Below are 21,032 nucleotides of genomic sequence, written 5' to 3' on the forward strand. Positions count from 1 at the left end.
GGCGCGCCGCCCTCGTTGGTGAGGCGTATATAGTCGGCGCCCATCCAAAGTGTCAACAACGATTTCAATCTTTTTTGCGGAGAACTATTACGCTTTTGGTGTCTCAGTTCAGGGGCGCGCTAGGCCATGTCTTAGGTGCGATTTGTTACCTTATGTCTCCGCGCGGGACCCGGCGGAGGAACCGTCTCCCGTCCTTTCATCCTATATGGGAACAAAACGGGAAGCTTCAAGGGTCATGTCCGGTCTGCAAGGCGGTATTCACGGCAAATGGGACCGGAGCCCGATGGTTCCGGCAGATATCTATGGCGGCGCGGCCAAACGCCTGGAACCATTCGGCCCGGCTGTTAGTTCCATCAGCGAAGAACGAGACCGCCGAGCGAGCGTCGCAGCGCGACAGGCCTGACGCCCTCAACACGTTCTCCAGACCAATATAGCTCGACGACCACCGGCGCCGGTCCCGTTCTGCGCGAACAGGGAGATTCACCATGAAAGTCGCTGAGATAATGACCCCCAACGTTCATCTCGCCAGTCCTGACGAGTCGTTGCAGAAAATCGCGAGACGCATGGCGGTTGACGATGTCGGGTTCCTGCCCGTCGGAGAAAACGACCGACTCGTCGGGACGATCACCGACCGTGACATCGTCGTGCGTGCGGTCGCCGAAGGCAAGGACGGTAATGCGACGGTGCGCGACGCGATGACCAAGGATGTCAAATACTGCTTCGAGGACGAAGATATCGAGCACGTCGCCCAGAATATGGGTGACATCCAGGTCTGTCCTCAATCGCGACAAGCGCCTGGTGGGCGTCGTCTCGCTCGCCGACGCCGCGCTGAAGGAAGACGGAATAGCGATGTCTGGCGTCGTCGTACCCGGCGGCGCACACGCGAGGTAAGCGCTCTGCCCGGCTGCGTGGTCAAACTGAGTTCAGCGGCGCATTAGCGCTGTCGCGTCTCAAAGCGACGGCTCGACCGAGCCGTAAATCAGGCCTTCCTGTCATAATGCCGGGGACGTCGATGACGCTCCCGGCTGCTCCAGTATCTTTGCACGTTTCCCGCTTGCGCTCTTGGCCGTGGCTCAGAGCTACGTTTGGGCGATGTCAGTTCGGTGCCACCGCGGTATCGCCCGGCACCACACCCTTGGCAGCCTGTTCGATGACGTCGGCTACGGCCTGTGGCTGGGTAAGCAATACCACATGGCTGCCTTTGACCTCGGTGGTGACCGCCCCGATACGATCGGTGGTGCTCCGAAGCAGTTCGGGCGCAATAGCGCCGTCCTCAGTCGCGACAACGTACCAGCTTGGCTTGGTCTTCCACGCCGCCGTCGTCACCTTGGCCTCAAGCGCCTTCATAGCGATCGGCACTTGGGAGTCGCGCAGGAATGCGGCATCGGCATCCTTGGTATCCCCAGCAAAGCCGGCCTTAAACGTCTCAATCTTCAGGAACGCGAAGCCATCGGGCTGCACGTCAGGCTGAAAGTTCGGCGGCGGAGGAATTTCGGCATATTGGTCCAGCGTGGATTGACCGACATCTGGAGCGAAGGCAGCGACATAGACGAGGCCCGCAACATTGGCAGCGTTGCCGGCTTCTGTAATTACCGTGCCACCGTAGGAATGACCGACGAGAATGGCTGGCCCATCCTGCCGGGCGAGCACGCGACGCGTTGCGGCGACATCGTCTTCGAACGACGTGAGCGGATTCTGGACGATCGAGACTTTGTAGCCACGACTTGTTAGTTGGTCGTAGACGCCTCGCCATCCAGCTCCGTCGGCAAAGGCGCCGTGGACGAGAACGACGTTGCGGAGCGGCGCGCTTTGTGCGTCGGCAGCAGTTACCGAAAGCGTCAGCGCACCGACGGCGATCGCTAGGGATTTGATCATGGCAGTTCTCCAGTTGGTTTTGCTGTTGATAGGACAATCATGATCTACCCTGACGGACCTGACTTGATTACCGAGCGGATTCGGACATCAATGTCTCAAAATGAGAGACAATCCGAACTTGCTGGAGGACTCATATGCTGCGCGACTTCAGCGATACAGTCGCTTTCGTAAAGGTGGTGCAGGAAGGGAGCTTCACAGCGGCAGCGCACGTGCTCAAGGTGCCGAAGACACGGGTCAGCCGGAAGGTGCAGGAGCTGGAATCCAGACTGCGGACACAACTGCTGAATCGGACAACCCGCAGCCTGAAGCTGACTGAAGCGGGAGCGGTATATTTCCAGCACTGCGAACGAGTGGTGAAGAATCTGGAGGATGCGGAGAACGCAGTGGCGGAGTTGCAGCAACATCCGCGCGGATGGCTTCGGATTGCCGCCTCGTACTGGCTGGCAACTCGCGTCCTCGCTCCGCTGCTCACCGAGTTTCGCCGCTTCTATCCAGAGGTGTTCCCGCAATTGCTTCTTGGGCACGAGGTCGTCGACCTTGTCGCCAAGGACATAGACATCGCTTTCCGGCTCCAGGAAGGCACCCTGCCCGTTTCCACGCTCACGGCTCGGCGGCTCGGCGCATTGCCGATGGGTATCTATGGGGCCCCGACCTACCTGGAACGTGCGGGGACGCCACAGCATCCATCGGAGCTGACGGAACATGCCTGTCTGTTCGACAGAGTTCTATTTCAATCGTCCGGCAGTAGAATGGCCCCTACCGAGCGGCGGCGAGCGGTCCCAGTTCAAAGTACGAGCAGTGGCCGTTGCCAGCGATCCAGAGGCTCTTCACGGGTTCCTGCTGGAGGGAGTTGGTCTGTTCATGACCAACCATGTGCGCGTCAAGTCGGACGTTGCCGCTGGGAGACTGGTTCGTGTCCTACCCGAGTGGGCAGGGCCCGAACCAACCCTCTATGCGATCCGGCCTGGAGGCGGCGTTCAGCCCCCCAAAGTTAAAGCATTTTTGGACTTTCTCATTCCGCGGCTCGATTTGAAGAGGATTGACAGCAAAGCGAGTCACATCTGAAGTCGATCCTGCCTACCACGCGCTTCTTCCACCGCAACGATTGTTTCAAACTGACCACTACCCCATTGGCTCAGCCGGCTGAGCCAGTTTGACTCAAGCGTAGGCCCTATCAACGTTACACCGATTTAATGTGCAAGCGAGCGGGAGAATTGCCATAAAGCTTTGATATCGACGGGCCATCCCCTGTGTCGGAGGGTACTGTCGCGTCTACTTCAGCTTGGGAAGCGTAGACGGGATCTTGCCAACCGGAGTGCCGATGGCCGCCTGGAAACAGATCGTTTTTTCACTTGTGATCCTCGTCGCGGCCGCGGCCGCCTGGGTTCGCTTTTTTCCAGGCGCGCCGGATGTGCTGGCGCGCTGGGGCATCGAATGGGCTGATGCCACGACGCCTCCGACAGCGACGAGCGCCGTCGACAACGCCGGGCAAGCGGGCCGCCGCAGCGACGCCGGCCAACTGGCGACTATCGTCGCATTGCCGGCGGCCACGGCCGTCATCAATGATCGCCTGCGGGCAATCGGCACCGGCCGAGCCTACGCCTCGGTGACGGTCAATCCCTACAGTTCAGGCCGCCTGGTCGAATTTCTGGTCGAGTCCGGCGCCCATGTCGAAAAAGGACAGATCATTGCCACCCTCGATTCCGACACCGAGGTGATCGCACAGGACCGCGCAAAGGTTGCCTTGCAAGACGCGCAGGCCAAGCTCGACCGGGTCAAATCGTTGCGGGCTTCCAACGCTGCGACGGCGGTCTCTGTTGCCGATGCCGAGGTGGTGCTGGCCAATGCCAAGCTGGCGCTTCGCGATGCGGAACTGGCCTTGCAGCGCCGCTCGATCGTCGCGCCGATCGCCGGCGTCGTCGGCATCCTGCCGATATCAGCCGGCAACTATGTGACCAGCCAGTCGGCGGTCGCCACCCTTGACGACCGCTCCAGCATACTGGTCGAATTCTGGGTGCCGGAGCGCTTCGCCGCCCTCGTCAAAGTCGGCGCGCAATTGTCGGCGACGCCAATCGCCAACCCAAACAAAGCCTATACCGGCACGGTCTCCGCCATCGACAACCACATCGATGAAGCCAGTCGTACCCTTCTGGTCAAGGCAAAGATCGCCAATCCGGCCGATTCGCTGCGTGCCGGCATGTCCTTCCAGATCACCATGAAGTTCCCCGGCGACAGCTATCCTGCGGTCAGTCCGCTGGCGATACAATGGGGTTCGGACGGCGCCTATATCTGGACCATCGTGGACGGCAAGGCCAAGCGGGTTGCGGTGCGCATCATCCAGCGCAACACTGAGACCGTGCTGATCGATGCCCCGATCGTCAGCGGCGACATGGTGGTCACCGAGGGCACCCAGAGTGTCAGCGAAGGCGGCGAGGTCCGCATCGCCGGCGAACAACTGCGCGCCGCGGACGCCGACGGCTGATGACCGCAACCAACAACGCGGCCAGCGACACAGGATTCACCGCGCTGTTCATCCGCAGGCCGGTGATGGCCTTCGTGCTGAACACATTGATCGCGGTTGCCGGCCTTGCCGCCTTCTACGGCGTCGAGATCCGCGAACTGCCGGATGTCGACCGCCCCGTCATCACCGTTAACACGACCTTTGAAGGCGCCGCATCCGAAACCGTCGACCGCGAACTGACCGACGTGATCGAGGGCGCGGTCGGCCGCGTCTCCGGCGTAAAGTCGATCTCGTCCACCTCGTCCTTCGGCACGAGCCGCGTCACCATCGAATTCAACGACGGCGTCGACCTCGACGTCGCCGCCTCCGATGTGCGCGATGGCGTCGGCCGTGTCGCCAACCAGATGCCGGACACCGCGGATCCGCCCCGCATCGTCAAGGCCGATGCCAATTCCGAGCCCGTGATGCGGCTGGCCGTCACCTCCGACACCATGTCGGTGCAGGACATGACGGTGGTGGTCCAGGACCAGATCGAGGACGAGCTTGCCGCCGTCCCCGGTGTTGCCGACGTCCAGGTCTCCGGCGACCGCGACAAGATCTTCCGCATCGACGTCAACCAGCACAAGCTGGCCAGCCAGGGCTTCACCGTTGCCGACCTGAGGACAGCGCTGGCTTCGGTCGCTTTCGATTCGCCGGCCGGTTCGATCACCACGACCAACCAGGACCTGATCGTGCGTCCGACGGCGGACGTGACCACGCCGGAGGAGTTCGAAAACATCATCATCGGCGGCACGACCCGCATCCGCGACGTCGCCACCGTCACGCTCGGCCCCGACATCGGCCAGACCACATTGCGTTCGAACGGCAAGACCGGCATCGGTCTCGGCATCATCCGCCAGGCGGAATCGAACACGCTGGATATTTCGACCGGCGTCAGGGCCGCGGTCGCCGCGCTGCAGGCGGATCTACCTCAGGGCATGTCGATCAAGGTCACCAGCGACGATGCGGTCTTCGTCAACGGCGCGGTGCATGAGGTCGAGATCGCACTCGGCCTGTCCGTCTCAATCGTGCTGATCGTCATCTACGTGTTTCTCCTCGACTGGCGCGCGACGCTCATTCCGGGGCTTGCGATGCCGGTCGCCATGATCGGGACGATCGCCGCCATCTATCTCGCCGGCTTCTCGGTCAACATATTGACGCTGCTCGCCCTGGTGCTGGCGACGGGCCTGGTTGTCGATGACGCCATCGTCGTTCTGGAAAACATCGTGCGACGACGCAACGAAGGCATGGGGCCACGCGCCGCGGCCGTGCTTGGCGCCCAGGAAGTGTTCTTCGCCGTCATCGCCACGACGCTGACGCTGGTCGCCGTGTTCGTGCCGATCTCCTTCCTGCCCGGCCAGACCGGCGGCCTGTTTCGCGAATTCGGCTTCGTTCTCGCAATATCGGTGCTTCTGTCCGCCGTCGTGGCGCTGACCCTTTGTCCGATGCTTGCCTCGCGCATGCTGTCGGTCGCGCCGCTTCATCACGAAGGCGGCAGCGGCATCGGCGCCCGCATCGGCGGCGCGCTGAACAGGCTCTACCGGCGCTGCCTGCGCACCTGCCTCGATGCGCCGTGGATCGTGCTCCTGGTCGCGCTGCTGTTTGCAGCCACCGCCTTCACGCTGTTCGGCACGATTCGCCAGGAACTGACGCCGACCGAGGATCGTGCCGTCGTGCTCATGCGCGTCGACGCGCCGCAAGGCGTCAGCCTCGACTACACGACGCAGCAGATGCAGAAGATCGAAAAACTGATCGAGCCGCTGCGCGATTCCGGCGAAATCCGCAATACGTTCGAGAGCGCCGGCCGGAACGGCGCCTACAATGCCGGCTTCATGGTGATGACGCTGGCGCCATGGGACGAGCGCGACCGCAGCCAGCAGCAGATCATGGCCGACATCAGCCGGCTCACCCGGCAGGTGCCGAGCGTGCGCGTCTTTCCGGTGCAGCCCAACAGCCTCGGCATCCGCGGCGCCGGCAACGGCCTGCAGTTCGCGCTGGTCGGCAACAACCGCGCGGCGCTCGGCAACGCTGCGGTGAAGATCATCGCGGAAATGCAGAAGGACCCCGGCTTCCAGTCGCCGCGGCTCTCCGTCGACCCGACGCAGCCCCAGCTTTCCGTCGCCATCGACCGCGAGCGCGCCTCCGACCTCGGCATCGACATCACCAGGCTGGCCGATTCCTTCCAGGCCATGCTCGACGGCAATGATGTCGTCGACGTCTATATCGCCGATCGCAGCTACGGCGTGAAGCTCGTCTCGACGACCAGCCCGATCAACGATCCGACCGATTTGGAGAACATCTTCCTGAAGACGGCCGACGGCCGCTTCGTGCCGATGTCGACCATCGCCACTTTGACCGAGCGCGCCGTACCGCCCTCGCTGACCCGCGAGCAGCAGCAGCCGTCGGTGGCGATCACCTCCAACCTCAGCGGGGATTTTGCGCTCGGCCAGGCACTCACCCGCGCCGAGGCAATCGCCACGCCGCTTCTGCCGCCGGGCAGCCGCATCGTGCCGTTGGCGGAGGCGGCGACGCTGGGCGAAACAAACAGCGCCATGATCACCATCTTCGGTTTCTCGCTGGTCATCATCCTTTTGGTGCTCGCCGCCCAGTTCGAGAGCTTCGTCAGCGCGGTCATCATCATGGCGACGGTGCCGCTCGGCCTCGCCTGCGCGATCTTTGCCCTTTTGCTCAGCGGCACCAGCCTCAACGCCTACAGCCAGATCGGCCTGGTGCTCCTGGTAGGCGTGATGGCCAAGAACGGCATCCTGATCGTCGAGTTCGCCAACCAGTTGCGCGACCGCGGGCTCGGCGTGCGCGAGGCGATCGAGCAGGCCTCCACCATCCGGCTGCGGCCGGTGATGATGACGATGATCTGCACCGTGCTCGGCGGCGTGCCGCTGGTGCTGGCGAGCGGCGCCGGCGCCGAGGCGCGCATCGCGCTTGGCTGGGTGATCGTCGGCGGTCTGGGCCTGGCCACCGTCTCGACGCTGTTCCTGACACCGGTCGCCTATCTCCTGCTCGGCCGCTTCGTCACGCCGAAGGTGGAAGAGGCATCGCGGCTGAAACGCGAGCTCGAACAAGCCGCCTACACCAATGTCGAGCCGGCCGAGTAGGCAGGACAATCGCTTCAGCTTTTAGTCCACCGCTCATTCCGAGCGTTTGCGCTGCCCCTCACCTGCCTGCCGGCATCCTCTCCCCGTATAGGGATGGGGAGAGGGACGCTCTCGTCACCGGTTTCGCCAATCACCGGCGTCGCAAGAAGGGCGCCGGCGTTGCGGTCAACTCCTTCTCCCCGTCACTATACGGGGAGGAGTGCCCGGCGGGGCGACGAGGCAGCGCCGACTTCAACAAGTTGATCTCCAATACAAATTGGGCACTATCATTTGCCTGAAGAGATTTGCGGCCCTGACCATGGCAGCCTTTTGCTGGGCGAGGCACGGGCGCGCGGAGGAATTGCAATGAGCTATCTGGACGAGCTGTTTTCGGTGGCCGGCAAGACCGCGCTGGTGACCGGGGCTGCGACCGGCATCGGCCGCATGGCGGCGACCGCTTTGGTCAGAGCCGGCGCCACCGTGATGATCGCCTCGCGCAAGGGCGAGGACTGCGTCAGGGTCGCCGGCGAATTGAACGGCCTCGGCGGCGCCGGCCGGGCCGAAGGCTTTGCCGGCGATGTCTCCAGCGAGGCTGGCATCGCGGCGCTGGTCGACGAGGTCAAGGCGCGGACCGAGCGGCTGAACATCCTGGTCAACAATGCCGGCGTCTCCTGGGGCGCGCCGCTGGAAAGTTTTCCCTACCATGCCTGGGCCAGGGTGCTCGGCGTCAACGTCACTGCGGTCTTCCACCTGACGCGCGAGCTTCTGCCGCTGCTCGACGCGGCCGCCAGCGATGCCGATCCGGCCCGGGTGATCAATCTGGGTTCGGTGATGGGCACGCAGCCGCTGGCCGACGACGCCTACTCTTACACTGCCTCGAAGGCTGCTGTTCACCATCTGACGCGCACCCTGGCGATCGAGTTCGCCGCCCGCCGCATCACCGTCAACGCCTTCGCCCCCGGCCCCTTCCAGAGCCGGATGACCGCCTTCGCCACCGCGACCGAGGACCAGGCCAAGCATATCGGCGGCCATGTTCCGATCGGCCGCATCGGCGCGCCGGATGACATTGCCGGCGCAACGCTCTATTTGTGCAGCCGTGCCGGCAGCTATGTCACCGGCGCCATCCTGCCGATCGATGGCGGGCAGTCGGTGCAGCATGGGCTGACACTGTTCAAGGAATGAAGCCGCTCGCGCTCCGAACGGTTGAAATGGAGGACATCAGCGTGGAACCGATCAGTCTCGATGTGCTTCTGGCCAGCGTCGGCAAGGAGGTCGGCGTGTCGCCGTGGCGGGTGGTCTCGCAGCGCATGATCGACCAGTTCGCCGACGCCACCGACGACCACCAGTTCATCCATTGCGACCCGGAGCGCGCCAAGTGCGAGACGCCGTTCGGCGGCACCATCGCGCATGGTTTTCTGTCGCTTTCGCTTTTATCGGCGATGACCTTCGAGACCATGCCGCCGCTCGAAAACAGCAAGATGGGCGTCAACCATGGTTTTGATTCGCTGCGCTTCCTGGCGCCGGTGAAGACCGGCGCGCGCATCCGCACCCGTTTCGTGCTGGCCGACGTCAAGGTCAGGCCGTCGGGCTGGGTGCAGACCGCGCATGACGTGACGATCGAGATCGAGGGCTCGAAAAAGCCGGCGCTGACCGCGCGCTGGCTGACGCTGACATTGATCGAGCGCCAGCCAGAAGCGGCCTGAACGGCTCAACGAACCTCGCCAGAGATGATCTTCATGTGCCGGCCGACCTGCAGGGCAATGTAGACGACCAGAGAGCAACCGATCGGGAACACGATCTCGTTGAGGCCGGTTGTGATCGCCCGCGGCAATTCAAGGGCAACGCCGTTCGCCGCGGCCGTCTCAAGCGTCAGCACCGTGATTCCGCCGCCGAACACCGCGCCTATCGCGGTGCCTGCCAGCCCAAAATGGAGCGGACGGGGCCTTTCCTTCGACGCCAGCGAGGCCAGGATCCAGCCGAGCAGGCCATATTCGATCGCCCGCAGCACGCCCAGCGTGGTGAGCGAGAGGCTGGCCGGTTTTGTGGCCGCATCAAGAGCAGTTACCATGACCTTTTGCGACCCCTTGGCGATGGCCATCGCCAGTGGTGCCGAGATTGCAGCGATCAGGCCGCCGAGCGAGGCTCGTACCTTGGCGATCGCCGTGCCGAGGCTGAGACCGGCGCAGACGAAGAACGCCCACGTCACGCCTTGCGCCAATTCGATCAGGATCAGGGTGGTAGCCGGGTGGGAACCCGCTGCAAGCCTGCCAGCCAGAGTAAGCGCCTCCATGGCGAATCCGAGCGCGATCGCCAACCATGCAACCATGACCACCCGCCTGAGGGCCAGCATGGCATCGTGAGAAAGTGGATCTGCGTTTGGCGCAACGGAAGAAAGCTCGGTCATGGTCATCTCGGGCCTAGCAACAAAATCTCTTGGCCGGGCCGCAGCTAACCTCTGGTTGTAACAGTCCGATGCCGCGTCGTTTCTGCCCGGGTAACACGTGTGATCGATGTTTGGGCGAAAATGGCTGAGAAGGGCGCCGATTTTTGACCGCGCCTTGTCCGATTCCGTACAGCGTATATAATTTAGCCAGCCACAAACAGAAGGCAGGCGAAAATTGCCGCTTAGCGTCCAGACACGCCGCGAGAAACAAAAGGCCGAACTGCGCTCCGAACTTGTCGACGCCGCGCACAAGCTCGTCCAGGAAGAAGGCTATGAAGGCCTCACCATCCGGAAGCTGGCCAAGCGTGTCGGCTATGCGCCGATGTCGGTTTATTCCTATTTTGCCGACAAGCAGGACATCTTGTTCGCGTTGGCCGAGGACGCGTTCAAGACTCTGGCAAAGCGTATCGAGGATCACCCGGCCGACGATCCGATCGAGGCGCTGCAAGTGGTGATGACCGAATATGCGGCCTTCGGCCTTGGCAACCCCAACGAGTATCGCACGATATTCATGACCGAGAAGGTCAAGCCCCCGGAAGGCAGGACCTTCGCCGAGATGCAGGAGGGCAACCCGTTGATGAAAGTGCTGATCAAGAGGGTTGAAGCCTGCGTGGCCGCCGGCAAGCTGAAGGGCGATTCGCGCGCCATCGCCACCATGCTGTGGGCGGTCGGCCACGGCACGATCTCGCTGCTGATCACCTTTCCCTTCTATCCGTTCGGCGACCAGCAGGCGTTCGTGAAGCGGATGTGCGAGTTCACGCTTGCCGCGCTGGCCACGCAGGACGTGCCGCCGCTGACCGAGACGCCGGTCAACTGCTGAAGGGTTTTTGTTCAGTTTCGGATAGCTGACAGGCAAGCGAAACAGGGCGAAGGCCTGGGGAATCAGTCTATGCGTGTAGGACCCTGGTGGCTGGGATCGCCACCCGGCGGGCTAGCGCCACGCTCGCCGTCAAAAATTTCGTACATGTACAATTTCCGACTGGAACTTCATACTCGCCGGTCGTATATGTACGCTATGTCGTACATGTACAAATCCAGAATCCAGCCCGGAGACAGACAATGAAAAAGACAATCATCACCCTCGCGGCACTGCTTGCTTTCTCGGGCGCTGCCTTCGCCGACCAGAGTCAGCCCGGCAAACACGCGCCGGCCGCGGCCTGCGCCGACACCGGCATCAAGCTCGATTGCGGCGCGACCGGATCGGTCGAGAAGGCAGGCGCGGCCACCCACAAGGGCTCAACGGAAAGCAAGCACCCGCGGCTCGGCATCGACATCGACCCGTGGATCGTACCCAGCACGTTCTGACGTTCGAAAAGGGCGACAGGAAATCCTGACCGCCCCGCACTCGTAGCCGGCGACGCCGTGCTCGCGGGGCCTGATGGATGTTATTTCCTGCGCTTCTTCATTCCGGCCACGATCTTGGCCTTGCCAGGTCTTGCAGGAGCGCCGGGAATCGAAGTCCCGGTGATCGACACCGGATCGCTGGCCGGAAACGTGTCCTCGAGCCCTTCCTCGAGTTCCTCTTCAATGTTTGGTTCTTTGTGCTGCTCGTGTTCGAACGAGCGCACCGCCGGCGTCTTCTGGACCGGTGGATTCTGCGCGGATTTCGACGGCATCGACTTTCTCCCCGACTTGCTCCGGCAAACGGTCGAGCCCTGCCAACATTCCTAAGGCGCTGCGTCGCCGGCCGCCTCCGACAGGAAAGCAAAGACATAATCGGAAAAAGAGCGCCAGCATTCAACCCGGAACGCGTCGGCTGCGATGCGCAACAGCACGATCTCGGCCTTGCCCAAGATGGTGCGCGAGGCCGCTCCGACCGGAAAGACGTCCAGCGACAGATCCTGCGGACAGCCTGAATTGATCGTCGCCGCCGCCGCTGGGCCGACGACCGAGATGGCGACGTTGCGATGCGAGATGCCGACCGCTGAATGCAGCATTGTAAGCTCTGCGCAGTCGGCGAGCGGGTCTTTTCCCACCTCGTCGATGACCAGCCATTCGTCCGGCCCAAGCCACAATGCCGTGCGCCCGGCCTTTGCCGTCGAGGTTTTGGGCTTCCGCGGCAGCTCCACGCCAAGCGCCTTCGAAAGCGCCGCGACCGAGGCGTCCGGCGCGCGCAGCGAAATACGCTGCGCCGGCGGCAACACAGCAAGCGTAACGCCGGTTACGGAAAGCTCCTGACCGGCGAGAGCCGGCCGGCGTTCGACCGACGGCGCAGCGGCGGATTCCTTCGCGGCAGCCTTAGCCATTGAGGCGCTCCCCCTTGTCGTCAAAGAACACCATGCCGGTGACCTCCACCTCGATCGTCGCATTGGGCATCGGCACGTAGAGCGTCTCGCCCATCCGGTCGCGGCCGCCGGCAACCAGGGCCAGCGCAATCGAGCGGCCGCAATTTTCCGACCAGTAGCTCGAGGTGACATGGCCGATCATCGTCATCGGGATCGCCTGCTTCGGATCGCCGACGATCTGCGCGCCTTCTTCCAGCACGACTTTTGGGTCTTTGGTCTTCAGGCCGACAAGCTGCTTGCGGCCCTTGGCGACCAGGTCGGGCCGAGCCAGGCCCCTGATACCGACGAAATCGGTCTTCTTCTTGCCGACCGCCCAGTCGAGCCCGGCATCGCCAGGCGTCACCGTGCCGTCGGTGTCCTGGCCGACGATGATGTAGCCTTTTTCGGCACGCAGCACGTGCATCGCCTCGGTACCGTAGGCACAGGCGCCGTGCTTCTGGCCCTCGGCCCACAGCGCTTCCCAGACGGCCTGGCCGTAGTCGGCCGGCACGTTGACCTCGAAGCCGCGCTCGCCGGTGAACGACATGCGGAACAGCCTTGTCGGCACGCCGCAGATCCTGCCCTCGCGCACCGACATATGCGGCAGCGCCCCGTCCGACATGTCGATGCCCTCGACCAGCGGCGCGATGATCTCCCGCGACTTCGGTCCCTGCACGGCGATCACCGCCCACTGCTCGGTAGTCGAGGTCAGCCAGACGTTGAGATGCGGGAACTCGGTCTGGAGGTAATCCTCCATATGGTTCATGACGCGCGGCGCACCGCCCGTCGTCGTCGTCACATGGAAGCGGTCCGGCGCCAGTCTTCCCACCACGCCGTCGTCATAGATGAAGCCGTCCTCACGCAGCATGATGCCATAGCGGCAACGGCCGGGCTCCAGTTTCTCCCACGGATTGGTGTAGAGCAGTTCCATGAATTTGGCCGCATCCGGCCCGACCACCTCGATCTTGCCCAGCGTCGAGGCGTCGAACAGGCCGGCCGTCTTGCGCACCGTGACACACTCGCGATCGACGGCGGCGTGCATGTCCTCGCCGCCCTTCGGAAAATACCAGGCGCGCTTCCACTGGCCGACATCCTCGAACACCGCACCTTGGCGCTCGGCCCAGGGATGGATCGCCGTCTTGCGGGTCGGGTCGAAGAGCGGACCCCGCGCGTGTCCGACGATCGAACCGAAGGTCACCGGCGTGTAAGGCGCCCGGAACGTCGTCAGGCCGACTTGCGGGATCGGCTTGCCCAGCGTCTCGGCGGCGATGGCCAGGCCGTGCATGTTGGAGGTCTTGCCCTGGTCGGTCGCCATGCCATTGGTAGTGAAGCGCTTGACGTGCTCGATCGAGCGCATGCCTTCATGCACCGCCTGGCGGATGTCCTTGGCGGTGACGTCGTTCTGGAAGTCGACGAAGGCTTTTACCGTCGTGTCCGGCCCGGCGCCGGGCGCCGCACCCAGCATGCCGCGCGACCAGTTCTCGCTGGCGTCGACCTTCGGCTTGGTGCCCTTGACGGTGTTGGCGACGGCATTCTTGACGCCGGCATCCTTCGCCGCCTTGGCGCCTGCCGCATAGGCTTCGTCGATCGTCGCCGACAGCCCGTCGGTGCCGTTGCAGGCGCCGACCGAGACGCAGTCCTGGGCGTAGGTGCCGGGCACGAAACGCTTGGCCTCGTCGTTGAAGGCGACCTTGCCGCGCGATTGCGAGAACAGATGCACCGACGGCGTCCAGCCGGCCGACATCAGGATCGCGTCGACCGGGATGGTGCGCTCGCCGCCGCCATTCTTCGGCTGCACGGTCATCGACGAAACCCGCAATTTGCCGCCGGCGCGGATCACCGCGCGGCCGAAATTGACCTCGATGCCGAGCGCCCTCGCCTCGTCGATCACCGATCCGGTCGGGTTGTCGCGCAGGTCGACTATCGCCGCCACGCCGATGCCGGCCTTCTTCAGGTCGATCGCTGCCGCATAGGCGGAGTCATTGGCGGTATAGACGCCGACATTCCTGCCTACCGCGACGCCAAAATGGTTGAGGTAGGTGCGCGCCGCCGACGCCAGCATGACCCCTGGCCGGTCGTTGTCGGCAAACACCATGTGCCGCTCGATGGCACCGGTCGCCAGCACGACGCGTTTGGCGCGGACCTGCCACAGCCGCTCGCGCGGCAGTTCGCGGCCAGGGTTCTGCAGATGGTCGCTGACGCGCTCGACCAGCCCGACGAAATTCTGCGCGTAATAGCCGAAGGCGGTGGTGCGCGACAGCACGCGGACATTGTCCATGGCCCTGAGCTTGGCGACTGCACCTTGCGCCCAGGCAAAACCGTCCTGGCCGTCGATCCTGGCGCCACTCTCGAAACGCAGGCTGCCGCCGAAATCGGCCTGCTCGTCGGCTAGGATGACGCGCGCGCCGGTTTCGGCCGCGGCAACTGCCGCGGCGATGCCGGCAGCACCTCCACCCAGCACCAGCACGTCGCAATGTGCGAAACGCGCCGAATAGTGGTCGGGATCCGGCTGGTCAGGAGCGACGCCAAGCCCTGCCGCAGCCCTGATCCTGGGCTCGTAAAAGTTTTTCCAGGCGGACTTCGGCCACATGAAGGTCTTGTAGTAAAAGCCCGCGGAAAGCAGCGGCGAGGCGATGTCGCCGAGCGCGCTGACGTCGAAGGCCAGCGACGGCCAGCGGTTCTGCGACTGTGCCGTCAGCCCGTCATAGAGCTCCTGCACGGTGGCGCGAACATTTGGTGTCCTCCTGGCGGAGTCGCGCCTGATCTCAACCAGCGCGTTGGGCTCTTCCGCCCCGGCGGACAGGAAGCCGCGCGGCCGGTGATATTTGAACGAACGGCCGACCAGATGGACGCCGTTGGCGAGCAGCGCCGAGGCCAGCGTTTCGCCCTCGACGCCGGCATAGGACTGGCCGTCGAAGCTGAACCGAGCGGTCTCTGCCTGCTTGAGGCGCCCGGCGCCGGGAATGCGGAACGTCGCAATCATTCGGAGGCTCCCGGCAGCTTCGCCGGCTTGGGCTCGCCGGCCTTGTAGGTCATCAGGAACTTGTCGCTGACGGTATCGCGCACGGCATTAAAGAACCGCGCGCAGCCATGCATGTGCCGCCAGCGCTCATAGATGATGCCTTTGGGATTCGAGCGGATGAAGAAGAACTTTTCAAAATCGTCGTCGCTTGTCGCGGCCATATCCGCCGAACGCGCGATATGCGCCTCGCCGGCGTTGCGGAATTCAAGTTCCGGACGCTCTTCCTCACAATAGGGGCAGCGGATGAGAAGCATGGTTGTTCCTACAATTCGCCGTGGCCGACGCAAGCGTCGGCGGGTTGATCGCAAAGCCTCTTGTCCATGGCGACAGCCATCTCGGCCATATCAGTGCGCCACCGCTGCCGCCGCCGCCTCGTCGATCAGGCGACCGGTGCGGAAGCGCTCGATGGTGAAGGGCGCGTTGATCGGGTGCGGATCGTCCCTGGCGATGGTGTGGGCAAAGACATGGCCCGAGCCCGGCGTCGCCTTGAAGCCGCCCGTGCCCCAGCCGCAATTGACATAGAGGCCGGGCACTGGCGTCTTGGCCAGGATCGGCGAACGGTCGGGCGTCACGTCGACGATGCCGCCCCACGAGCGCAGCATCTTCATGCGCGTGAACATCGGGAACATCTCGCAGATGGCGTCGAGCGTGTGCTGCAGGATGTGCAGGCCGCCGGTCTGCGAATAGGAGATATACTGGTCGGTACCGGCGCCGATGACCAGTTCGCCCTTGTCGGACTGCGAGATATAGGCGTGCACCGTGTTCGACATCACCACGCAGGGGAAGACCGGCTTGACCGGCTCCGACACCAGCGCCTGCAGCGGATAGCTTTCCAGCGGCATCCGCACCCCGGCCATGTTCATGATGACCGACGAATGGCCGGCCGCAACGACGCCGACTTTTTTGGCGCCGATGAAGCCGCGTGTCGTCTCGACGCCCATGACCGCGCCGTTCGGCGCCCGCTTGACGCCGGTGACCTCGCAATTCTGGATGATGTGGACGCCGCGCGCCGAAGCGCCGCGCGCATAGCCCCAGGCGACGGCATCGTGACGCGCCGTGCCGCCGCGACGCTGCAGGGTAGCGCCCATCACCGGATAGCGGGCATCGCGCGAAATGTTGAGCGGCGGGCAGAATTCCTTGGCGGCTTCCGGCGTCAGCCATTCATTGTCGATGCCGTTCAGACGATTGGCATGGACGTGACGTTTCAAGACCTGGATGTCGTGCACATTGTGCGCCAGCATCATGACGCCGCGCGGCGAATACATGACGTTGTAGTTGAGCTCCTGGCTGAGCCCGTCCCACAACTTTAGCGCGTGATCATAAATGCCGGCGCTCTCGTCATACAGATAGTTGGAGCGGATGATGGTGGTGTTGCGGCCGGTATTGCCGCCGCCGAGCCACCCCTTTTCCAACACCGCGACATTGGTGATGCCGTGCACCGTGGCGAGATAGTAGGCGGTGGCCAGGCCATGGCCGCCGGCGCCGACGATGATGACGTCGTACTCCTTCTTCGGCTCTGGCGAAGACCATTGCTCCTCCCAGCCCTTGTGGCCGCGCATGGCCTCGCGGGCGATGGCGAATACCGAGTATTTCTTCAACGTTTTGGCCTCGCAGACAGCGGCCGGGCATCCAATCGAGCGCCGGCGCGCGAGGTGTATCACTAGCGAAACAGCGCTGCCAGCCTTGCGCTGTTTGCGACGGCGCTTGCCGTTTTGCGCCGCGACTAAAAAGACCTGTCGAAGCAACGAGCCGAACCACGCATCCGAACGCCTGCGCAGGTATCGGGTGGCTCGCTGTCCCTCGATCTGCGACCAAGCATCCGATTGCCGGCAAAGCTGGCGCGAGGAAAGGAGGCCAAAAATGCTCGCACTCGCCAACAAGATCGCCATCGTCACCGGTGCCAGCTCCGGCATCGGCCGCGCCACCGCAAAACTCTTTGCCGAGCAAGGCGCCAAGCTGGTCGTCGCTGCCCGCCGCCAGGCGGAGCTGGACGCGCTCGTCGCCGAAATCGAGGAGGCCGACGGCACCGCCATGGCCCTTGCCGGCGACGTTCGCGACGAAGACTACACCAAAGCTCTTGTCGAGAGGGCGGTCGAGAAATTCGGCGGGCTGGATATCGCCTTCAACAACGCCGGCTCGGTCGGCAAGATGGGTCCAATCGCGGAATTGTCGCTGGAGGGATGGCGAGAGACGCTCGACACCAACCTGACCAGCGCCTTTCTCGGCGCGAAATATCAGGTGCCGGCGATGGTCGAACGCGGCGGCGGTTCGCTGATCTTCACCTCTACCTTTGTCGGCCATACCGTCGGCATGCCCGGCATGACCAGCTATGCCGCAAGCAAGGCCGGGCTGATCGGATTGACGCAGGTGCTTGCCGCCGAATATGGCGCCAAAGGCGTGCGGGTCAACGCGCTGCTGCCGGGCGGCACCGACACGCCTTCGGCAACGTTCAAGACACCTGAATCGCGAGTCTTCGTCGAAAACCTGCATGTCTTGAAGCGCGTCGCCGCGCCTGAGGAGATCGCCCGCTCGGCGCTCTACCTCGCTTCGGATGCGTCGAGCTTCACCACCGGAACCGCGCTGTTTGCCGATGGCGGCCTCTCGATCAATCGGACGTGAGGCAATGTCGCCAAGCGGTCTTGCTTTCCAGTGCGATTTGGCGATTTTCTTCGGACACTTTGTTCGACGACGGGCCTAAAACATGCTGCTGATCAGGACCTACATCGCTGCTAGCGCAATCGAGGGCGTCGGCGTGTTCGCCGCCGAGCCGATCAGGAAGGGAGCGTCGATCTGGCGGCTCGATCCGGATTTCGACCGGCTGTTCCCTATGGAGAAATATAGGGCCGCGCCGCCGCACCTCAGGGAATTGCTCGACAGATATGCCTATCCAAGTCCGGACCGGCCCGGATTCATGGTCTATGAGGTCGACAATGGCCGCTTCATGAACCATTCCGAAACGCCGAACACGGATTTCTCGCAGTATGGCGGGGCAACCGCGATCCGCGACATAGCGGCTGGCGAGGAAATAACCTGCGACTACGGCGAGTTCTTCGAGGATTTCGAGCGGCTTCACCTGGCCACAGCATCATAGCGACCTGGTTGCGTTGTTGGATCAACGACCCGGAGCGATGATCGCCTCCGGGTCAAATTTCCAACTCCCGGATTTAGTGCCGGTGCGCGTGCGGCTCGTCGGTGTGGCGGCCGTCATACTGCAGGTCCAACTCGCGAATCGCTTCCTTGCCTTTCTTCGGGTCGACAAGGGTGAGAAGCGCGTCGATCTTAGCCTCCATACGGTCGGTACTCTCCTTCGATTGCGGCGAGCCGACGAAGAGCAGGAACGCCAGGCCGCCGACCTGCCAGAGCAGCTGCAGGAATTCCGACTGCCAGTTCTCAAGCGTGTCGCGGCTCATCTCGATCAGATAGCCGCCGAATTCGGGTGGCTGGCCGAGCGCTTGCTGCTCGTCGAGATAGGCGAACCAGCCGAAAACCCAGTGACCGACGATCGAGATGATGAAGAAGCCGAGGGTAATCCAGGCGTAGCTGTAGGCCCGCCACACCGAAGGCGGTCTCATCTTGGCCGCCGGCCTGTTGTCGTCATCGTTTGGCATAGTCGCTGTCCGACTCCGAGCGAGCCAGGAACTGCTCCGTCGTCGCGGGCAGCTTGTTTTTCAGCCACTCGGCCATTGCCTCTTCCTCACGCAGGTTCTGTTCGCAGGCCCGGGCGACTTCCGTTTCGCCGAGGGATTTTGCGGCTGCGATGAGTATCGTGTATGAGGCGATCTCCATATGCTCGAATGTGTAGCTCGCGAGTGAGCCCTTCATCACCTCGTCGCCGGCGAACACGCCGCTGAGGGACTGCGCCATGGCCAACAGCTTGCCGCCGGCGTCCTTCAGCGTCGACCTATCTTCGCCCAGTTGTTCCAGGCAGGTTCTGAGGCGCGCTGCTTGCCCCTTCGTCTCGTCGACATGCAGGCTGATGCGCTCACGGAGTTCGGGATAACTCTCCAGCCGGCTCAACTGGCCGTTCAGCATGGTTTCGGCCTGCTCCTCCATCGCATGCGCGTCCCTGAGCCACTGGACGAGCCATTCACGGGTTTCTGACATCGGTTTTCTCCTGTGCTTGCCTATGCGAAACAAACAATGGGCAACGAGCTTTGTTCCTTCGCTGATAGAGCCAGGCGGAGCGTTCTGCCGGATGGAGCCGCCAAAATTTATTTGTGGCGGGGAACGCCACTGATCGCTCACCGGTGCGGAGAGCGGCCCAGGTAAGCGAACCTACGATCGGAAGTTGTAACTTCCTTGCTTTGCGCCGGCAGTTATGCTATCGATTGACCTATGGTGTGATTTGCGCCGACGACCCGCCGCTGAGGCGGGTTTTTCGTTTCGGCAGTGGACAGAGCGGCATGATTCTGCTATCAGCCGCCACAATTCGTGGTGTAGACCGCCGCGGAGGCAAGCGACTATGGCCACTTGCCTGTTGTTAACAAAACCCGAAAGACAGGATTGCCCGTGCAGGTACTCGTCCGCGACAACAATGTTGATCAGGCGCTTCGCGCGCTCAAGAAAAAGATGCAGCGCGAAGGCATCTTCCGCGAAATGAAGATGCGCGGACATTATGAGAAGCCCTCTGAGAAGCGCGCCCGCGAAAAGGCGGAAGCCGTTCGCCGCGCCCGCAAGCTGGCCCGCAAGCGCGCTCAGCGCGAAGGCCTGCTGCCGATGACGCCGCGCCCGGTGGCGGCTGGTGCCGCTGGTGCCGGCGCTCCGCGTCCGCCGCGGTTCTGACGCCAATTTTTCGTCCTTTTCGAAGGATACCCAAGGTGGCGCGATGCGAAATCGTCGCCACCTTTTTGTTTTGAATTCGACCAGCTCGCAGAGGGCCGGTTCGGAGAGGGAACAGACCTGACGGCGCGGGCGGGCAGTGAGGACAGAGCAGACATGAATGCAATTAGCGTGGAGCGCAGAACCGCAATGCGCGGCTTCGCCCTGACGGCAGCCCTGCTTTCTGGCTTGGCGCTCGCCGGCTGCCAGACAGCCCCGACCGGCGAATTCACCAACATCGACAAGGCACAAGGGTCGGCCGAGAACATCTCCTCGCTATCGGCCGTTATCCAGCGCAGTCCCCAGGATCCGGAAGGCTACAATGTGCGTGGCTCGGCCTATGGCCGCGGCGGCCAGTATCAGGCGGCGCTCAAGGACTTCAATACCGCCATCCAGCTCAATCCGAATTTCTACCAGGCCTATTCGAACCGCGCTCTCATCCAGCGATTCCTCGGCGATCAGGCGGCCGCGCTTGCCGACTACAACCGCTCGATCCAGATCAATCCCGACTATGACGCAGCCTATATCGGCCGCGGCAATCTCTACCGCAAAGCCAACCGCATCCAGGAAGCGTTCAACGATTTCCAGAAGGCGATCCAGCTCGACACGACAGACGCACGCGCCTATCACAATCGCGGCCTGATCTATCAGAGCCAGGGCCAGCACGCTTTCGCCATCGAGGATTTCTCGACAGCCATCTCGCTGGCGCCGGACGCCGCCGAACCCTACAATGGCCGCGGCCTCTCCTATCTCGCCATGAACGACGAGGACAATGCCTTCGCCGACATCAACATGGCGATCAAGCTCGACGGCAAGAATGCCGAGGCCTGGTCCAACCAGGCGCTGATCTACGAGCGGCGCGGCGACAAGGCTAAGGCGGCTAAAGCCTACCGCGAGGCCGTGCGCCTCAGCCCCACCTACCAGCCTGCCAAGGACGGCCTGGCGCGCACCAGCACCGGCTGACCGACGGCGGCGTTTCGGCCTGACATGGCAGGCCTGCCGTTTGGCATGGCTTCGA

At 63.2% G+C, this 21,032-nt stretch carries 20 protein-coding genes and 2 pseudogenes; 13 read left to right on the forward strand and 9 right to left on the reverse strand.

Going from position 1 to position 21,032, the window contains the following annotated elements; all coding sequences use genetic code 11:
• Window positions 1–485: 485 nt before the first annotated feature.
• Window positions 486–891 (forward strand): annotated as a pseudogene (locus tag AC0L15_RS09525) (CBS domain-containing protein).
• Window positions 892–1,095: 204 nt separating this feature from the next.
• Here AC0L15_RS09525 and AC0L15_RS09530 read toward each other — a convergent pair.
• Window positions 1,096–1,875, reverse strand: a complete 780-nt coding sequence (locus AC0L15_RS09530) for an alpha/beta fold hydrolase (RefSeq protein ID WP_473496280.1) — start codon at window positions 1,873–1,875, stop codon at window positions 1,096–1,098.
• A 134-nt stretch (window positions 1,876–2,009) separates the two neighbouring features.
• Here AC0L15_RS09530 and AC0L15_RS09535 point away from each other — a divergent pair.
• The 6 genes and pseudogenes from AC0L15_RS09535 to AC0L15_RS09560 form a co-directional block, all read left to right on the forward strand.
• Window positions 2,010–2,531, forward strand: a pseudogene (locus AC0L15_RS09535) (LysR family transcriptional regulator); the annotation flags it as partial.
• 46 nt (window positions 2,532–2,577) lie between these two features.
• Window positions 2,578–2,940 carry a LysR substrate-binding domain-containing protein gene (locus tag AC0L15_RS09540; RefSeq protein WP_473496302.1) on the forward strand — a complete coding sequence of 121 codons (363 nt, stop codon included), beginning with the start codon at window positions 2,578–2,580 and terminating at the stop codon, window positions 2,938–2,940.
• Window positions 2,941–3,196: 256 nt separating this feature from the next.
• Window positions 3,197–4,357 carry an efflux RND transporter periplasmic adaptor subunit gene (locus AC0L15_RS09545; RefSeq protein ID WP_473496281.1) on the forward strand — a complete coding sequence of 387 codons (1,161 nt, stop codon included), beginning with the start codon at window positions 3,197–3,199 and terminating at the stop codon, window positions 4,355–4,357.
• On the forward strand, window positions 4,357–7,488 hold the full coding sequence (locus AC0L15_RS09550; RefSeq protein WP_287246032.1) for an efflux RND transporter permease subunit: 3,132 nt from the start codon (window positions 4,357–4,359) through the stop codon (window positions 7,486–7,488). Before AC0L15_RS09545 ends, AC0L15_RS09550 begins: the two co-directional genes overlap by 1 nt.
• Window positions 7,489–7,833: 345 nt before the next feature.
• A complete protein-coding gene (locus tag AC0L15_RS09555; RefSeq protein ID WP_287246030.1) occupies window positions 7,834–8,649 on the forward strand; it encodes an SDR family oxidoreductase in 816 nt (271 codons plus the stop codon).
• 26 nt (window positions 8,650–8,675) lie between these two features.
• Window positions 8,676–9,170 carry a MaoC family dehydratase gene (locus AC0L15_RS09560; protein WP_280944161.1) on the forward strand — a complete coding sequence of 165 codons (495 nt, stop codon included), beginning with the start codon at window positions 8,676–8,678 and terminating at the stop codon, window positions 9,168–9,170.
• Between the two features lie 5 nt (window positions 9,171–9,175).
• Here AC0L15_RS09560 and AC0L15_RS09565 read toward each other — a convergent pair whose 3' ends face one another.
• On the reverse strand, window positions 9,176–9,793 hold the full coding sequence (locus AC0L15_RS09565) for a hypothetical protein (RefSeq protein ID WP_473496282.1): 618 nt from the start codon (window positions 9,791–9,793) through the stop codon (window positions 9,176–9,178).
• A gap of 292 nt (window positions 9,794–10,085) precedes the next feature.
• Between AC0L15_RS09565 and AC0L15_RS09570 the strand changes: the two genes are divergently transcribed.
• Entirely contained in the window at window positions 10,086–10,730 is a 645-nt protein-coding gene (locus tag AC0L15_RS09570) for a TetR/AcrR family transcriptional regulator (protein ID WP_287064682.1), read from the forward strand.
• A gap of 239 nt (window positions 10,731–10,969) precedes the next feature.
• Complete coding sequence (locus tag AC0L15_RS09575; RefSeq protein ID WP_287246028.1) at window positions 10,970–11,215, forward strand: DUF680 domain-containing protein; 246 nt, start codon at window positions 10,970–10,972, stop codon at window positions 11,213–11,215.
• 80 nt (window positions 11,216–11,295) lie between these two features.
• On the opposite strand, the gene AC0L15_RS09580 is transcribed toward AC0L15_RS09575, so the two are convergent.
• The 5 genes from AC0L15_RS09580 to AC0L15_RS09600 all read right to left on the reverse strand — a co-directional run bounded on the left by AC0L15_RS09580 (window position 11,296) and on the right by AC0L15_RS09600 (window position 16,794).
• Window positions 11,296–11,526, reverse strand: a complete 231-nt coding sequence (locus AC0L15_RS09580; protein ID WP_236375687.1) for a hypothetical protein — start codon at window positions 11,524–11,526, stop codon at window positions 11,296–11,298.
• Window positions 11,527–11,577: 51 nt separating this feature from the next.
• The gene (locus AC0L15_RS09585; protein WP_287246027.1) at window positions 11,578–12,156 is read right to left on the reverse strand and encodes a sarcosine oxidase subunit gamma; all 579 of its coding nucleotides are present in this window, start codon (window positions 12,154–12,156) and stop codon (window positions 11,578–11,580) included.
• Window positions 12,149–15,157: a sarcosine oxidase subunit alpha gene (locus AC0L15_RS09590; protein WP_287246026.1), complete on the reverse strand. Its 3,009-nt coding sequence runs from the start codon at window positions 15,155–15,157 to the stop codon at window positions 12,149–12,151. Before AC0L15_RS09590 ends, AC0L15_RS09585 begins: the two co-directional genes overlap by 8 nt.
• Window positions 15,154–15,450, reverse strand: a complete 297-nt coding sequence (locus AC0L15_RS09595) for a sarcosine oxidase subunit delta (RefSeq protein WP_287246024.1) — start codon at window positions 15,448–15,450, stop codon at window positions 15,154–15,156. The genes AC0L15_RS09590 and AC0L15_RS09595 overlap by 4 nt, the downstream gene beginning before the upstream one ends.
• Window positions 15,451–15,540: 90 nt before the next feature.
• Window positions 15,541–16,794, reverse strand: coding sequence for a sarcosine oxidase subunit beta (locus AC0L15_RS09600; protein ID WP_287246021.1), 1,254 nt, complete (start codon window positions 16,792–16,794; stop codon window positions 15,541–15,543).
• A 262-nt stretch (window positions 16,795–17,056) separates the two neighbouring features.
• Here AC0L15_RS09600 and AC0L15_RS09605 point away from each other — a divergent pair, with 262 nt between their 5' ends.
• Window positions 17,057–17,815, forward strand: a complete 759-nt coding sequence (locus AC0L15_RS09605) for an SDR family oxidoreductase (protein WP_287246019.1) — start codon at window positions 17,057–17,059, stop codon at window positions 17,813–17,815.
• An 82-nt stretch (window positions 17,816–17,897) separates the two neighbouring features.
• Window positions 17,898–18,287 (forward strand): SET domain-containing protein, encoded by a 390-nt coding sequence (locus AC0L15_RS09610; RefSeq protein WP_287064688.1) that lies wholly within the window; start codon window positions 17,898–17,900, stop codon window positions 18,285–18,287.
• A gap of 73 nt (window positions 18,288–18,360) precedes the next feature.
• Here AC0L15_RS09610 and AC0L15_RS09615 read toward each other — a convergent pair whose 3' ends face one another.
• Complete coding sequence (locus AC0L15_RS09615) at window positions 18,361–18,804, reverse strand: DUF6766 family protein (RefSeq protein WP_287064689.1); 444 nt, start codon at window positions 18,802–18,804, stop codon at window positions 18,361–18,363.
• Window positions 18,791–19,300: a ferritin-like domain-containing protein gene (locus tag AC0L15_RS09620; protein ID WP_287059709.1), complete on the reverse strand. Its 510-nt coding sequence runs from the start codon at window positions 19,298–19,300 to the stop codon at window positions 18,791–18,793. The genes AC0L15_RS09615 and AC0L15_RS09620 overlap by 14 nt, the downstream gene beginning before the upstream one ends.
• A 405-nt stretch (window positions 19,301–19,705) precedes the next feature.
• Here AC0L15_RS09620 and rpsU point away from each other — a divergent pair, with 405 nt between their 5' ends.
• Together rpsU and AC0L15_RS09630 are read left to right on the forward strand one after the other, a co-directional pair.
• On the forward strand, window positions 19,706–19,978 hold the full coding sequence (gene rpsU, locus AC0L15_RS09625; RefSeq protein WP_023675331.1) for a 30S ribosomal protein S21: 273 nt from the start codon (window positions 19,706–19,708) through the stop codon (window positions 19,976–19,978).
• Between the two features lie 153 nt (window positions 19,979–20,131).
• Window positions 20,132–20,977: a tetratricopeptide repeat protein gene (locus AC0L15_RS09630; protein WP_287059701.1), complete on the forward strand. Its 846-nt coding sequence runs from the start codon at window positions 20,132–20,134 to the stop codon at window positions 20,975–20,977.
• Window positions 20,978–21,032 lie beyond the last annotated feature (55 nt).

Source organism: Mesorhizobium sp. WSM4846 (genome assembly GCF_055811415.1).